The sequence below is a fragment of the Halalkalibacter sp. AB-rgal2 genome, from assembly GCF_041821005.1.
GTDB lineage: Bacteria > Bacillota > Bacilli > Bacillales > Bacillaceae_D > Halalkalibacter.
The window spans coordinates 1-15,695 of sequence record NZ_JBGUAV010000033.1; the positions used below are offsets into that span (position 1 = coordinate 1).

16 protein-coding genes and 7 tRNA genes are annotated in these 15,695 nt (G+C 38.0%); 21 read left to right on the forward strand and 2 right to left on the reverse strand.

The window, feature by feature from the left end:
• The 14 genes from ACERJO_RS18795 to ACERJO_RS18860 form a co-directional block, all read left to right on the forward strand.
• Positions 1-214 (forward strand): XtrA/YqaO family protein (locus ACERJO_RS18795; protein WP_373648504.1); only part of this gene is annotated, 214 nt, incomplete at its 5' end.
• A 131-nt stretch (positions 215-345) separates the two neighbouring features.
• On the forward strand, positions 346-759 hold the full coding sequence (locus ACERJO_RS18800; RefSeq protein ID WP_373648505.1) for an ArpU family phage packaging/lysis transcriptional regulator: 414 nt from the start codon (positions 346-348) through the stop codon (positions 757-759).
• 144 nt (positions 760-903) lie between these two features.
• On the forward strand, positions 904-1,428 hold the full coding sequence (locus ACERJO_RS18805; protein WP_373648506.1) for a DUF4355 domain-containing protein: 525 nt from the start codon (positions 904-906) through the stop codon (positions 1,426-1,428).
• A gap of 1 nt (position 1,429) precedes the next feature.
• Positions 1,430-1,822, forward strand: coding sequence for a hypothetical protein (locus tag ACERJO_RS18810; RefSeq protein WP_373648507.1), 393 nt, complete (start codon positions 1,430-1,432; stop codon positions 1,820-1,822).
• The gene (locus ACERJO_RS18815) at positions 1,815-2,252 is read left to right on the forward strand and encodes a phage tail tube protein (RefSeq protein WP_373648508.1); all 438 of its coding nucleotides are present in this window, start codon (positions 1,815-1,817) and stop codon (positions 2,250-2,252) included. Before ACERJO_RS18810 ends, ACERJO_RS18815 begins: the two co-directional genes overlap by 8 nt.
• Positions 2,253-2,346: 94 nt before the next feature.
• Positions 2,347-2,727, forward strand: coding sequence for a hypothetical protein (locus ACERJO_RS18820; RefSeq protein WP_247107414.1), 381 nt, complete (start codon positions 2,347-2,349; stop codon positions 2,725-2,727).
• Between the two features lie 10 nt (positions 2,728-2,737).
• Positions 2,738-3,298, forward strand: coding sequence for a Gp15 family bacteriophage protein (locus ACERJO_RS18825; RefSeq protein ID WP_373648509.1), 561 nt, complete (start codon positions 2,738-2,740; stop codon positions 3,296-3,298).
• A gap of 108 nt (positions 3,299-3,406) precedes the next feature.
• Entirely contained in the window at positions 3,407-4,957 is a 1,551-nt protein-coding gene (locus tag ACERJO_RS18830; protein WP_373648510.1) for a phage tail protein, read from the forward strand.
• Positions 4,954-5,649, forward strand: a complete 696-nt coding sequence (locus ACERJO_RS18835) for a distal tail protein Dit (protein ID WP_373648511.1) — start codon at positions 4,954-4,956, stop codon at positions 5,647-5,649. The genes ACERJO_RS18830 and ACERJO_RS18835 overlap by 4 nt, the downstream gene beginning before the upstream one ends.
• A 33-nt stretch (positions 5,650-5,682) precedes the next feature.
• Positions 5,683-10,215 (forward strand): phage tail protein, encoded by a 4,533-nt coding sequence (locus ACERJO_RS18840; protein WP_373648512.1) that lies wholly within the window; start codon positions 5,683-5,685, stop codon positions 10,213-10,215.
• Positions 10,212-10,646 carry a hypothetical protein gene (locus tag ACERJO_RS18845; RefSeq protein WP_373648513.1) on the forward strand — a complete coding sequence of 145 codons (435 nt, stop codon included), beginning with the start codon at positions 10,212-10,214 and terminating at the stop codon, positions 10,644-10,646. The genes ACERJO_RS18840 and ACERJO_RS18845 overlap by 4 nt, the downstream gene beginning before the upstream one ends.
• A 307-nt stretch (positions 10,647-10,953) precedes the next feature.
• On the forward strand, positions 10,954-11,235 hold the full coding sequence (locus tag ACERJO_RS18850; protein WP_373648514.1) for a hypothetical protein: 282 nt from the start codon (positions 10,954-10,956) through the stop codon (positions 11,233-11,235).
• Positions 11,232-11,456, forward strand: a complete 225-nt coding sequence (locus tag ACERJO_RS18855; protein ID WP_373648515.1) for a phage holin — start codon at positions 11,232-11,234, stop codon at positions 11,454-11,456. The genes ACERJO_RS18850 and ACERJO_RS18855 overlap by 4 nt, the downstream gene beginning before the upstream one ends.
• Positions 11,456-12,601 (forward strand): peptidoglycan-binding protein, encoded by a 1,146-nt coding sequence (locus ACERJO_RS18860; protein WP_373648516.1) that lies wholly within the window; start codon positions 11,456-11,458, stop codon positions 12,599-12,601. The genes ACERJO_RS18855 and ACERJO_RS18860 overlap by 1 nt, the downstream gene beginning before the upstream one ends.
• Positions 12,602-12,789: 188 nt before the next feature.
• On the opposite strand, the gene ACERJO_RS18865 is transcribed toward ACERJO_RS18860, so the two are convergent.
• Positions 12,790-13,473, reverse strand: a complete 684-nt coding sequence (locus ACERJO_RS18865) for a hypothetical protein (RefSeq protein ID WP_373648517.1) — start codon at positions 13,471-13,473, stop codon at positions 12,790-12,792.
• Between the two features lie 292 nt (positions 13,474-13,765).
• On the opposite strand from ACERJO_RS18865, the gene ACERJO_RS18870 reads away from it, so the two are divergent.
• From ACERJO_RS18870 to ACERJO_RS18900, 7 genes are all read left to right on the forward strand, one after another.
• A tRNA-Glu gene (locus tag ACERJO_RS18870) sits at positions 13,766-13,840 on the forward strand.
• 8 nt (positions 13,841-13,848) lie between these two features.
• Positions 13,849-13,924 (forward strand) — tRNA-Val (locus ACERJO_RS18875).
• A 20-nt stretch (positions 13,925-13,944) separates the two neighbouring features.
• A tRNA-Tyr gene (locus ACERJO_RS18880) sits at positions 13,945-14,029 on the forward strand.
• Between the two features lie 11 nt (positions 14,030-14,040).
• Positions 14,041-14,115 (forward strand) — tRNA-Gln (locus ACERJO_RS18885).
• A 32-nt stretch (positions 14,116-14,147) separates the two neighbouring features.
• Positions 14,148-14,220: transfer RNA gene (locus ACERJO_RS18890), tRNA-Lys, on the forward strand.
• An 11-nt stretch (positions 14,221-14,231) separates the two neighbouring features.
• Positions 14,232-14,303 (forward strand) — tRNA-Gly (locus ACERJO_RS18895).
• 10 nt (positions 14,304-14,313) lie between these two features.
• Positions 14,314-14,386: transfer RNA gene (locus tag ACERJO_RS18900), tRNA-Ala, on the forward strand.
• Between the two features lie 189 nt (positions 14,387-14,575).
• On the opposite strand, the gene ACERJO_RS18905 is transcribed toward ACERJO_RS18900, so the two are convergent.
• Entirely contained in the window at positions 14,576-15,358 is a 783-nt protein-coding gene (locus ACERJO_RS18905; RefSeq protein ID WP_373648518.1) for an SHOCT domain-containing protein, read from the reverse strand.
• Positions 15,359-15,695 lie beyond the last annotated feature (337 nt).

A 15,695-nucleotide genomic window follows, 5' to 3' on the forward strand; every position in this document is an offset into this window, starting at 1 on the left:
AAAGGAGAAGAGGATGCGACTTAAACATATAAATGCCAATCCTACATCTGGAAAGATAGAAATTGAAATAGGAAACGATGATATGCCTTTTGTTGTAATGGTTTCAGATGGACGTGTGAAAACTACGGAGCTACCTGCCTTTGGTGTAACGAGTATTGTTACACATCAGAATAAAGTGAAACGAGTTAAATTTGATGAAGGAGAGGATTTTTAAGGATTACGGAATAACCGTTCTACCAGTCAGCTGGAGGACACTAATGGATGATGGTCTAACCATATCCTTTAGTGTCCTTTTTTGTACTTGAAAATTTCTGAAATAAGTAAAAATAAAGGAGCTGTAGCCATATGACAAAGCCATTCACACAAGCAAATCGAAACAAGGTTAAGGAGGCCGTGGAAGCGGCGCTAGAAAAGTATCAATTATACGTCTTATTGTTGGATGAAGACGTGACACCAAAAGTAACACAATCCTTCTCTTTAATTCCACCAACTAAAACAAATGAATTCTATTCAAGCACAGAGCATGCAGCAATCGAAAATATTGAAAAGAGAAAGCAATATGGTGAATATATCGAGTGGATGAGAAAAGCCATTAATAAACTACCGGAACAAGAAAGAGCCATTATTATTCAAAGATATCTAACAGAAGGAGATACCTTTGACTATCAAGTATATAATGAGCTCAGCTTAAGTGAGAGGCAGTATTATCGCATAAAAAGCAAAGCTATTCATAAGCTAGCATTTATCTTACAGCTATGATGGCAGACATTTGGCAGAATGAAGGCAGAGCATAACGTGAAAAAACGATTAAGATGATAGTAAGTTAAGTTTTCATAAAAAAACAAAATGAACTTGCAACTAGTAGGCGGTGTTACTTCTAGGGGCAAAAAGGAGGAACTGAGCATGAATGTTTCGTTTAAGAATCAGCATCCTATGATCATGCATCTTCAAGATAGCGATGCTAATGTAAGTAGAAAGAGAGAGAAGTGGCAATGTACACTTCCAAAGACGATTGAAGAATATCGCAAGGCACTCCAGTCTGAAGGAGATAAACGCGTAACGATGGCTCTACAAACGGCTAAAGCAAAATGGGAAGAGGAATATAAGCAAAAGCTTTATAAAGAAAGATCAGATGCTATACAAGCTGCCCAAGTTTCTATGGAAGCCAGAGAGAAAGCGATACGCGAAAAAGCTGAAAAGGACATGTCTACTTTAGAAGAGATTTTAAAACAAACCGAACGAAAGCTTAAAACAATTTATCTATTAAACGAAAGAAAGCTACCTATTACATTTGTAGACTTTTTGTTAGATCAGGATGTCAAAAAGATTGAGAGACATATCGATGAGTTTCAAATAGCTTTCAATCGTGCAGTAGAAGAGGCGGTTAAAGTAAGCCCTGTTATCCAACGTAGGGAAGAAGGTGCTTAAGATGAATGTAGAGAAACTGGTCTTAGATGTATTAAATGAACAGAGCTATGATTTACCTGTCGTATCACCTATTCTTCTCGAAGAAAATAGCATTGCAGTCATGGGAATGTCTACAAATGAGTATCGTCATTATTATGATGGGTCAAAAGAGAAAGTTTTCCTATTTCAAGTGTTAGTCAGACATGATGTACAGTTTGAAGCATATCGAACGTTACTACAAATAGTAAATGATTTACTGAAAACAGAAGGTGCTTCAAATAGTGATTCGTATGATTTTAAGAAGATAACAATAACAGAAGATCCTAAGAAGATTGTACAAGCAGATCAATATTATATTTTTGGGGCACAATTTAGTGCCGATTTATACATTAGAGGAGTGGTAAATAATGACTAGACAAAAGAACGCATTAACAGGATATTTTGTGGCTTCTATGCCATCAAATGGTGAGGAGCCAGAATACATGCAGCTGGCAAAGTGGATTTCATCTGTTACCGATGATACAGATGAAACGAGTGAGGCTACAGGCTATTATGATGGGGATGGCAATCCAACAACGGATGTCACAGCTCGTCTTGAACAGTACTCATTTGAAGGGATGTTTGACAAGGATGACCCTGCGATGGCTTTTATTAATAGTATTAAGCGTGAAGTGGGAGAAGGCCGCAAAATTATGTTTAAGAAAGTCGATTCAGATGGGACGGAAATTGAAGGTCCAGCTACGGTGACCGTACCGATTACAAGTGGTGGAGAAGCGACCGAGTTTGCTACCTTTAGCTGCACGATTGGATTTGACCGTAAGCCAACCATTACAGCTACGCCCTGATGAACCTCCAGAGCATGATGGGGGATTAGAGGAAGAAGAGGAATAAGTAAAGGGAGGGGAATCCCCCTTCCTATATCAAGTGAGGAGTGATAGGATGGCTATTAAAATTGAGACACAGAAAACAGAGATCCCTGTTGTCATTGGAAAGTTAGAATTTACGGTGGATGCATCTGATGAATCTTCGTTAAGATTACGAGATGCTCACAAAAATTTATTAGATGAAATAGAAGCTATGAAGGCAAAGGACAGTAATTATGAAGCAGATTTTGAACAAACGAAAGAAGTTCTCAAGAAAAGCTATGACATTATCCTAGGTGATGGAGCTTTTGACAAGCTATATGAACAAACAGCATCTATCCATTTATTATCTAAGTATTTTATGGATTTGGCCAATTCGTTAACAGAAGAATTATCTCATTTTGGAGTCGATCAATCCCAAAAGGCAAAGCTCAAAAAATATATGAAAAAATCATAGGTGATAGATTGTGTTTACCCTTTTTTATCCATTGGAAACTAAGATTGAGATAGACGGTACTATTTATCAAGTGGACATGTCTTTTGATAATATATTACGTTATTATGATTTGCTAAATGATGATGACATTCATGATGTACTACAGGTTGAAGCGGCTTTAAGAATGCTAATAGGGTGTGAGCTTAAATACGACATTCAAACGAAGTGGAGTATTTTACAAAAAATTCATTATGGATTAATTGCAAGCGAAAAATCGACACAGCCAGCTGTAGATATTCAAGGGAACCCTATGCCAATAGCAGGAAACGAAGGAAAGCAGCCTTATTCCATTAAACAAGATGCTGCATTTATTTATGCTTCGTTTATGCAGGACTATGGGATTGATTTAATCGAGGAACAAGGGAAATTGGATTGGCGTAAGTTTTTAGCGTTACTTGATGGCTTAAAAGGAGACACACGTTTTAAAGAAGTAGTAAATATACGAACGATGGAATTGCCAACGGGAAAAGGAAGTGCAAAACAACGAGAACAAATCAATAAAGCTAAAAAAGTGTATCAATTAAAAGAATGATATCCGTATCGCTTTATATTAACCATTAACGGTAAATAAAAAGTAAATTAAAACCACTCACGACCGAGTGGTTATTTTTATATGATTTTTGAAAGGCAGGTGAGGTAATTGGCAAATGGAAAAATAGGTATTCATATTACTCTAGATGCTGAAAGTGTAGTGGAGAGTTTAGAATATGACTCTATTTCAATTGATGTTATAAAATCAATTGAAGCGATTACAGTAAATAGTGAAAATGCTGCTACGTCTTTAAACTGGTTGGAAGAAGCAATCAAAGGAATTGTATTTGGATTTGACGCTACTATTAAAGCGATAGGAGCATTCACTACTTTTATTACAGAATTCAACAAAACCATTACAGCATTGGATTCATTAAAAGATATAGTAGATCGTGTCAAAAATGTATGGGACAGTTTTGGGAAAACGATGATTGCTAGCCCTTGGTTTTGGGTGATAGCAGCTATAACCGCATTAGTGCTGGCATTTATTTACCTCTATAACAACAATGAATGGTTTAAAGAGCAAGTTGATCGTATTTGGTTAGAAATACAGGAATATATTGCTGTTGCATTAGAATTTATTCAAAATATCGTAACGGTTGTAATGGAGTGGTTGTCCGATTTTGTTGGAACCATCTTAGAAACGATTAGAGAACTTTGGGAAGTCCATGGTGAGGAGGTCATGTACTATGTTGGTTTAGTTTGGGGGTTTATTGAAACGGTCATCGAAACGATAGGTGAGACGATTGTTATGATTGTGACTGGCATTATAGGTATCATCGAAGATACTTGGGATAAGCATGGTGAGACGATTATGACAATTATTGAGTTTATTTGGGGTGCTATAATTAGTCGGATAGGTGTGTATATTTATTTGCTTTGGACAGCCATTAAAAATGTATTAGATTTTATAAATATTTACTGGGAAGATATTTGGAATGTCATTAGCATGGTGCTTACTGTAGCTTGGGCTATGATTCGAACAAACGTGCAAAATGGGATTGACCTTGTCATGGGTATTATAAAGACAGTAATGGCGTTAATTAAGGGCGATTGGGAAGGCGCTTGGGAAGCAATAAAAGAGACGGCAGAAAATATAATTCAGAATTTCATTAAATTTTTTGAAGCTATTAACCTATCTGACACAGGCAAGGAAATTATAAGTGGGTTAATAAATGGTATTTCATCCATGGGGAGTGCTGTTTGGGATTCCGTGAAAAATATAGGTAACAGCATCAAGGATGGTTTTAAGAGCTTCTTTAATATTCGTTCTCCATCGAGGTGGATGAGAGATCAAATTGGTGTCAATCTAATGAAAGGCTTTGAAATTGGAATTGATAAAGAAAAAAGAAATGTGCTCAAAAAATCAGATGAGGCTGCCGAATGGATGAAGCCAGAAATTTTTCAAGTAGAACATGCAATTCCTAACATGAGACAAGGCCTATCTAATAATACAAGCATTATCAATCAAAGCAATGGAAGTACTTTAAATATGGATCATGTAGAAAGGTTACTAGAAAGAATTGCGGAAAAGCAAAGTGATGTTTATTTAGACAATAGAAAAGTAGGTATGATGCAGTGGAAAATAGTAACGGAATTACAAGAAAGAAATAAATCGAGACAGCAGCGAGTACCAAGTCAAAAGGGGGCTTTTGTGTGATCTTTAATGGAATTGAAAAAGAATACATTCGCGTGACAAACGAGCTATTTCGACCTCCAACACCTCCTGTTGAATTCTTAACAACCCCTAAGTTAACCGGTGGTGATCGGGTGAGGAAAAAGAGCTTTACTAGTGCCGAATTAACGGTTCCGATTACAATAACAGGGAATAAGAGAATTGAGGAAAGAAAAGAGGAATTGTCTACTTGGTTAGTTCATGACCAACCCAAAAAGCTACTATTTAAAGATTCACCACAACGCTATTATCTTGCTTTGTATCACGATATGGAGCTGGAGGAGAATTATACGTTTGCCAAGGGACATATTCGTTTCTATTTGCCAATCGCTTGTCGATTTGGTGAGGATAAGCAAATCGACATTCATTCAACATTTACAAGCTTCCCTATTACAGGTCAGATCGAAGTGCCGTGGAAAAGTCGGACAGTCTTTACGAATGCTGAGTCTAGTTTTACTTTTGAAAATGATCAGGGTGGCATGCTTCGTTTAAATTACGGATTTATAGAAAATGACGTATTAGAAATAGACTACACAAAACGAGGAATTCGGTTAAATGGTGAGAATTTAGCAGTTGCCCTATCGTTACAGTCAAACTGGTTTTGGCTTAAGCCAGGAGAAAATACGTTAAGAACGAACCAACCAACAACCGTCATGTATACAGAGCGATTTTATTAAAATGAATCTAAGTATAGAAAGGAGGAGCTCTAATTGGCTGAAATATACATTCTAGATCAGGATGATCGTTTGTTAACGGTGATCACTGAAGAAACGGGACTAATAGAAGCGCCATTTCGAGAAGAGCTGAATCGTATTTCAAATCAGCCCTTCTCATTTACTGTTGAAGCAAATACAGAAGAAGCGTCGTATATTGTAGAAGAAAATCAGGTTGTCTTTCGTGATAAGGAAGGCGACCTTCGTTTATTTATTATTAAAGAGTTAGATGAATTGGATGATGAAGATGGCCCACAAACGACAGCTATTTGTATGCCAGCATTTGCGGAAGAGTTACAAGAGCATATTGTCGTAGAGCAAAACATTGTTAATCAGTTGGCGCAGGTTGCGCTAGATGCAGCTCTTGTCGGAACGCGGTGGACTGGTGTTGTTGAAGGGGAGTTTGGTCAAGGGTCGACTCAGTTTCATTACATTTCATCAGCGGTTGCGGTTTGGAATGTTCTTGAAGTATGGGGAGGTGATATAAAGGACGTTGTTGTATTTGACGAGCAAAATCATATTGCTGCTCGTCACGTCAAGCTTTTGAAGAGGCTTGGTGCAGATAACGGCAAGCGCTTTGAGATTGATCATGATATTACTGAAATACAACGGACCATTTTATCGTATCCGGTTACTGCATTGTACGGGCAAGGTGCCTCTTTGTCTTCAGAGGGTGATGAAGGAGGTGATACTCAGTATCTTGATTTTACAAATGTTGAATGGAATACGGCAAGCGGAGATCCAACTAATAAACCACTAGGACAAGCTTGGGTGGGTGATCCACAAGCATTACAGAAGTATGGTCGACAATACGACGGAGAGCTATTGCATCGAGAGGGAATTTGGCAGGATCAAGACATCGAAGATCCAGAGTTACTTTTACAAAAAACGTGGGAGCACCTTCCGAAAGTAAGTGTACCTGAAGTCCATTATCGTTTGTCTGTTCATTTACTTGAACATATGGCTGGTTATGATCATGAAAAAGTAAGTCTTGGTGATACAGCTAGAGCCATTGATCGACAGTTTAGCAAGCCTATTGAAATACAAACACGCATTATTGCTGTTGAATATGACCTTATCGATATAGAGGGAACGGCGATGGTGGAGATGGGACAATTTCTGTCTGTTCATGAGGAAGATGATCGAATTGACAGAATCGAAGCGGATATTGATCGAAACCGTGGAAGGTGGGATTCAGAAGCGAAGCCCATTACGAATGAGCGTTACCCTAATATTAAGCCACAAACACCGGCTAATGCGAGGGCAGAAGGTGGTTTTCAGGTCATTCAACTTTATTGGGATTATTCTAATGAGGTGTACGTACATTACTACGAGGTGTATGGTAGCCAGGTTAAAGATTTTGTACCTGATCGTCAGCATTTGTTATGGCGAGGAAAAGTCGGTGCATTTGCTCATAATGTAGAGACGGATCAACAGTGGTACTACCGTATACGAGCAGTGAATACACACGGCACAGCTTCTGATTTTACGGATGAAGTAACAGCGTCTACGGTCAGAGTCATAACGGATGATCTATTATTTGGTGAAGATATGGCAGCTCGTTTAAGGGAGCTTAATGAGATTAGTCGGATTATCGGAGAAAATGGAGTTGACTTTGACCAGATTAGTGAAGTGGCAAAAGAGACGATTCATCAGGAGGCGAAGCAATACACCGATGTTGAGATCGAAGAGAAGCGTCAAGAGCTTATGCAAGAAATCGCTAAAAAGGCAGGCCTTGAATATGTCGATGGAAAGCTGCAGCTAAAAGTAGATCAAGACACATATGATGATCAGAGACAACAAATGATCGATGATCTACAGTCCAAGGCGGATGAAGCCGACATGCTTAATTGGTTGTCAGACAAGGCTAATATGACTGAGGTAGAGGGTTTGTTGGATGGAAAGGCTGATCTGACATTTGTAAACGGGCAATTGGCTGACAAAGTAAATGTTGGCACAGTTTATACTAAAAAAGAGATAGATGATCAGTTTGAAAATGCCGTAAGTGTAACGGAGTACGAAACAGATCAACAAGGAATTATTACAAGGCTCGATAGTAACGACTCACACATATCACAAAGTCAAACAGACATACGGCTTCGAGTAAAACAGCTTGAGTATGACAATAAGATGGAGGAAATTGATGGTGATTTACAAAGTATAGGTACGACCTTAACAGCCCATGAAACTTGGATTAACCTAAATGCCGAGGAAATCCAACTTCGTGCGACAAAATCAGAGGTAGAGACGATAGAGGGAAGGGTGTCTGATGCAGAAAGTGCGATTACAGTCCAAGCAGGGTTGATTGAGCAGCGAGTGACTTTAATTGAGTATACGACAGACCAAAATAATATCATTAGTCGTTTAGATTCAGCAGAAAGCGAAATTGTGCAAAACGCCGATAGGATCCAACAACGGGTAACGACTACTGCTTTCGATTATGCAGTCGATGAGATAAATGATCGTATGGTAGAAGAATACAAAGTACATGGGACACAAGAAGCATCAACTGATTATTTCATTCTTCTGTGTCGCTCTAATTTAAGTGGAGAACATAATTACGTCTTAGGTACTTTAAGTGGTAAGCGTGTAAGTGGATATATGAGTGCTGGGAAAATTGACATTGTTTTTAATAATAGTAGTGATGGAACAAGAGGTACAGGTTTTATTGAGTTAATGGAAGTTCAAACGATAAATAGATGGTCACTCGTTACGTGTATTTATAACGGCGATGAATATATCGCCTTAAGACACGAGCCTACTAATCAATTTCATGCATGGACTCATGGAATTAACTTTTACGGTCAAATTGGCTCAAGTGGTGAAAAATTGTTATGGGTCGAGCCATCTCATGTTAGCGATATACAAGAGTTTCAAAGCTTTGAAAATGTAGATAGTACGACAAAAAGAGTCGAAACTAGAGTGGAGCAAGCAGAATCTTCTATCACACAGCTATCTGATCAAATCGAACTACGCGCTACTAAAACAGAGGTTAACTCCCTTTCGAATCGTTTGACGCAAGCAGAATCGACATTAACGATCCATTCTAATGAAATATCGGCAAAGGTTGATGTGAACGGTGTGGTTAGTGCACTTAATTTATCTAGTGAAGGTGTACGAATAAAAGGAAGTCTTATTCATTTAGATGGCCTTACTCTTATTAATAATGGGGTAATTAAAAATTCACATATTGAGAATTTATCAGCTGCGAAAGTGACAACAGGCACGATGCACGGGAACCGAATCCAAGCAAACACGTTAAACGGTAATCGTATTACAGCTGGAACGATTACAGCTGATCATTTGAATGTGGCAAATTTAGCGGCTGTCTCTGCTAATTTAGGTGATGTTACAGGTGGTAAGATTACACAACAGTCATCTGGTCGTAGGTTAGAACTGGCTCAAGGGTTAATTGAAAGTTATTATAATAATCAGTTGGCCATGAGATTTGGCCAATTTAGTCTAGAGTTTTATAATCGTATTAATGATTCTTTAGGTCGTATTATTCCTATATCAGATACTAGCAATCCTAATAAAAAAGGGTTAGGTATTATAGTAGATAATGACATCTTAAATATTGGTTTTGAAAAAGGTGGTTTATATCGTGCCATTCTTCGTACAGATTTTGTTGATAGCGTGACGACTATTTCAGGGCCATACAATAATTTAAATGCTGGAGCGACTTTAAGACTCTTTGCTAACAGGCGACAGGTTTCGGAAGGTAGGTTTACAAGTCATGACCAACCAGCTATTATTTTAGATCAGTCAGATACGAGCAATGACATTGATATATGGTATGGCGGCTTTGGAAGAAGAACAAATGCTAGTACGTATTTTAGACATCGCACCTCCAGTAGTACCTATTCAACAAAGATGAGAATTGCTCACAACTTTACGAGAATATATGACGAACTACGAATTGGATCACAAGATCACAGCATACGTATTGAACCTTATGCTAATAGTGTGCAGTGGAAGTTTGATCAAAATAACTATATTAGACAGACAGATATTGGTAATTTTAGGATTTATGCAGGTGGTAACGTTAATTTTGAAGTTGCATCTAATGGTCGAGTTGATGTTAGTGGTGCCTTACGCATACCAAGCGCTTATGAAAACACCACTTCAAATTCAGTCAATTTGCATATATTTTCTGGTACAGGAAGGTTGGCTCGATCTACTTCAGCTAGAAAATATAAACAAGAAATTGAAGTAGCCGCTGATTTGGAATACAGGAAAATTTTAGACTTAAATATTAAGAGTTGGTATGACAAGGGTGAAATAAGAAATAACGGTGGGTCTACCGAAGGTCTTAAACGTTATTATGGATTAATTGCAGATGAATTTAGTGAAATAGGTTTAAGTGAGTTTGCAGTTTACGATAAGGGTGAAATCGAAAACTATAGTGATCGGGCCTGGACTTTATTAATTCCTAACATTAACGAACTTAAAGGTGAAATTGGTAAACTGAAACTAGAAAATCAATATCTAAAAACAAAAATTAAAAAATTAGAGGAGAAGATAGCATGATGAATTTACAATACAAAGATTTGAAAATGACAGCAGATTTTTTGAAGAATTTGTCATTAAAGGGAAAGGAATCAGTGCATCGTATGCGAGTAGTAAAGGTGCTCGAAGAACAGAATAAGAAGCTAGCTGAAGAAGAGCTTGAATTATTAAAGGCCTTCGCTGAAATTGATGATCAAGGTGAATTAGTACAGGCCCAAGGAGGTGGTTTCAAGATTAAAGAGGACAAAGACAAGAGAGAGTTCAAACAGCAACAAGAGGAATTGTATCAAGAGTATTTCACAGTAGGTGATAAGAACTTAGAAACGGCTTTGAAGACAGTTGAAGAGATTGTAAATGATTATAACGAAGAGCTTTCCGATAAAGATGCGGAGGCTCATTTTTTATTAGTCGAATCATTTGAAAATGTTGAAAAAAAGGAGAGTGCTGAATAAAGGTTGACGGGAAGAAGAGGATACCGAGGTTGAACCAGAAGATGTAGACTTTTTTAAAAGAGAAGTAAGTATAAAATCTTAGACGTACTGTGGAGGATTAAGAAGACGAAAGCAGACTCAGTGATGTGCGTCGGCTCCGTTCGTTACACGTTATTCTGAACGAACCCCACTTTCAGAATAACTTCAACCCATTGTGACGACTGCACACGACGCTTTTAATAAAAGACGCTGCGCGTTTTTTTATTTTGGTTAAAAGAGGGAGCTAACATGAGTCAATGTTAGCTCCTTTTAAAAATGAGGTGGGAAAGTGTCAATCGAACTAGGAGTATTAGTTGCGATTGCTGGATTAGTCATCAGTTATCTAGCTTACCAACTAACTCATATAAAAGAGGTGAAAACGGACAGTCAGGAAAATGCGGAGGTTAAAGCAGAGCTAGGCTATATTCGTAGAGGAGTGGATGATATCAAGATTGATCTTAGGGCAAATGAGAAGCAAATGGCACAAATGGGTGAACGGATAACGAGGGTAGAGGAGTCGACAAAGCAAGCACATAGGAGAATTGATCATTTAAAAGGGGGGGATCAATGATGATGTTTGATTCTGGAAGTGTTACGCGTTTTTTCGGCCTAATCGCGGCATTGCTAGCCTACTTTGGAATTCATGTTCCAGAGGATGTTACTGAGGCAGTAGCGAGTTTAGCGATTGCTGTATTAGCTGTTTATGCTGCATGGAAGAATAACTACATTACAAAAAAAGGACATGAGCAAAAGATGGCCATTGAAAAAGTAAAAAAAGGTGAGGTTGCATAATGGCCTATCAATTTGAAAGACTTCCTCAACTATCCGATCAACGAAAGACACTACCGAGAAAGGGACTATACTCTAAACGGACACGTGTCATTACCGATCGTGCATGGCATCATTCGTTAACGAAAAAGGATTTAGCAGGCTCTACAGCTGCTGGTTTTGCGAGATATCACGTAGAGTCATTAAGATGGCCAGGCGTTGGCTATACATTTGTGATTGAACCACAAAATGTCGTTGCTACGTCTAACGGGAGGCGTGCTCGTATTGTGTATTGTCACGACATTGATCGCCGTACGTATCACGTCGGTAATAGTAATCAATTTGCATTGGGCATTTGTGTGGCTGGTGACTACCGAACAGAAGAGTTAGACGATTATACGATCATGTCTATTGCAGAATTACAGCAAGCACTTGTGGATGATAAGATTGGACAGGTAGATAAATCTCACCACGAATTCCCAGGGTATTCATGGAAACAGTGCTGTCGATTTGATTATCAAAACGTTATTAATATTACAACAAACATATCCACTTTCCCCAAAAATGAGGTACCATCAACCTATATGATTCAAGAGGGTGATACTTATTGGAGTATTGCACATAAAGAAAGTGCTGCTGGTGTGACAGTAGACGATCTCAGACGTGCGAATCCTGATGTGGACCCTACTCAATTACGTGTCGGTCAAGTGATCAATTTTAACTTATCTGAAGCTGACGTTAAAGGAAGTAAGAAAATTAATGGATTCGTTGAAGTTCTATCATCAACATTAAATAGACGTAAAGAGCCATCGTTTACATCGACGGTAACTGGACAATTAACCCGGGGAATGATTGTTAAGGTTTACGCCAAGCAAGGACAATTATTTCATATAGGCAGCCTTGATTGGTGCTCGGCCAATGCACCATATGTTAAGTATCACCAAGCGATTCATTACCGAAGATTATTACGTGTAGGATCTCCTCTATTGAGAGGAGACGATGTTCGATATGTGCAAGGTCGTATTAAAGTTCTTGGATTTGATCCTGGTTCTATTGATGGAATCTATGGTAATAGGACACGTTCTGCTGTAAGGATGTACCAACAATCACAACGTATTCAAGTGGATGGGATTGTAGGCCAACAAACGTGGGGGCAGTTGTTTGATTGAGGAATTTAGATAGAAAAAAGCTCCCAATAAAAAACCAACTCTTTATGAATCAGTTTTTTATTGGGAGCTATTCTTATTTATTAAAGAAGATTTTTGTTTCTAGTAAGAATCTACTTAAGGAAAACACCTATATAACGGAAGCATGAATTAAATTCGAAACGTAATGAATAATAGAAATCCTTTATGTATTAAAATTCGACTCTAAGCTCTATATCTTCGCCTATTTTATTCTTCTCTTCATCCATCGGAGCATCAATATGGATTTGTACCCATTCGACATCCGCTGCTAAAGAGCTCTCAAGGGAAAACATGATGTATCCATGCTTTCTTTCACCTCCAGCATACTCTTCATCCGTAGAACCTGAATCTAAATATTCGTTTATTCTTAAATCAACTTCAAGTTGTTCATCTGTACTTGTTGTTAAAGTAGCGTTATCTGTGTTGAAGATAACCGTTTCTTCAGAATTGTTTACAATGCTAAAGTCAAAGTCAATAATTTCAATGTAGTCAGTCCCCATATGTTGAGAGAAATCTCCCTTAAGTTGACCAGTTGTGATCCCAACGTGTGAAATGTACAATGTCAATGGTCCCACTTCTAGTGTTTCAATGTCTTCATTAATTTTAAGTAATGTAAATATACCTTCATCACTTTCAACTGTATTTTCTTCGGGAATGTCATTACTCTCGGCTGCAGCTTCTACATCTGTAGCATTTTCTTCGTGTTCAGTATCCTCCAGTGTACGCTCTTCTGAGGAATGATCATGATCGTCTTCCTCAATTGCATTTTCAGTGGTGCTTGCATCTTCATTACTACAAGCAATGATTGTGCAACTTAGAAAAATGAAAAGTAAGCCAAACAAACATTTTTTCATCAAAAATCTCTCCTTTCTCTTTTGTAAATGATAGATTATACTAATTTTCTACTGAAAGGAAGTTTTTAAGGAAAAAAAGTTCTTTATTTATAATAATTGGTAAATTAGTATTATTAGGATGAGTTTGATAATAGGTATAAATATACAAATGGAAGGGGATATAAATTATGTTTGTTTAGCTGGTTAAGAATTTTAAAGATTCATATTGGTTTTACATATTTTTTATAAAAATCTCTTGCCTTCAATGACCGATTTAGCTATAATATTTTTTGTCAGTATGAAAGTACAAGCTGGCCCGTTGGTCAAGCGGTTAAGACACCGCCCTTTCACGGCGGTAACACGGGTTCGAATCCCGTACGGGTCACCATACATATTGGAGGATTAGCTCAGCTGGGAGAGCACCTGCCTTACAAGCAGGGGGTCGGCGGTTCGATCCCGTCATCCTCCACCATCAGATTGTACAATAATAGTGGAGGGGTAGCGAAGTGGCTAAACGCGGCGGACTGTAAATCCGCTCCCTCCGGGTTCGGCGGTTCGAATCCGTCCCCCTCCACCATGTTTGTTTAATGGGCTATCGCCAAGCGGTAAGGCAACGGATTTTGATTCCGTCATGCGTAGGTTCGAATCCTGCTAGCCCAGCCAAGATTATCTTTTAGGCAAGATGATTGCCTTTCGAGCCATTAGCTCAGTTGGTAGAGCATCTGACTTTTAATCAGAGGGTCGAAGGTTCGAGTCCTTCATGGCTCATTTTTAACAATGCGGAAGTAGTTCAGTGGTAGAACACCACCTTGCCAAGGTGGGGGTCGCGAGTTCGAATCTCGTCTTCCGCTTCTACATAACGGGGCCTTAGCTCAGCTGGGAGAGCGCCTGCTTTGCACGCAGGAGGTCAGCGGTTCGATCCCGCTAGGCTCCACTTAAATAAACAAAAGGTGTTTAAAAGGAGTGCGGATCCTTTTAAACACCTTTTTGTTGAGCACTAGTAATAAACCAGGATAGTCTTTTGTTAATGAAAGAGAGGTGAGCTTCCTGCTTTCATTAACAAGTTAAAAAGCGAAGCAGGTGGATTTATATTACAACAACATTTACATCATGCATTAATAGGCTATGTTCCTAATATTTCACTTTTTTTAATGTCGTACTCTTCTTGGCTAATTGCCCCTGCATCTAATAACTGTTTAAATTTTATAAGTTCATCTGCATCAGAAGTTTTGTGTTCATTTTGATGGTTGTCGTTTTTTTGCCCATCGCAGATAAGTTGTAAGGTTGATAAGCATTCCTGGGCACTGTCATATATATTTTTGAAAATAAATCCGTTTCTTTTGGTCGAGGACTCAATAAAATTGACATAAACAGTTGGACTATGAAAGTCATTAACAGTAATTTTTAGTTTTAAGCTGTTACACACATTTGTATTCTTTCTTTTGCCGGTTATTCCACCGACTATTGCACCAGTCCCGCCGAATAAAGCTCCACCTATAAGCGCCTTACCTAGTCCACCTTGAGCCACTGATTCTCCATCTTCTAATAATTCAAAGTCTATGATATCACTGTAATTATAAACGGTAGACTTATTTCTTTTTCCCAGAAAAGAAGAAAGCGCTAACCATTTTTTGTTGTTGTCATCAAATTCCATAAAACTCCCGATGCTTTTGGTAGGGGAAAAATTACTGAGTTCAATTTCATTTTTTATTTTTGCTTCAATAGCAGCGTTTACGTCATCTTTGGTCATTTTATTAATTGGTTTGTTCATTTGTCCGATTTTTTTCAAGCCTGCTTTTTTAAAGCAACTCGGGCATATCCAATTTTTTTCTGCTATTCTGTATCTGTTTAAACCAGCCTCTTGATCACATACAGCACAAACTGCTTTTAAACTAAAAAAACCCATAACATCACTCCTTATTATAAGTATCGAAAATTAAGTAACAAATTCTTACTTATCACAATAAATACTAACATTTTCCTATTGCGCTATCAATTACTAAATCAAACGTCTTTTACTTAATGAAAACATCATGGGAAAAGAGAATCATATTAACTGCAGATGCTTAGAGATTTAGACGATAAGGTAGTCTTAGTTCATTTGAAGGGGGGTTAATTAGATGGAGCTATAATTAAACGAAGGTAATCATTATTACGTTGTCTGCGAATTTTCGGAGATACTCCCTGAAAAATTAATTATTTGGTGTGTTAATTGAGGTTGCTTATAATATGAATTCAGGTGA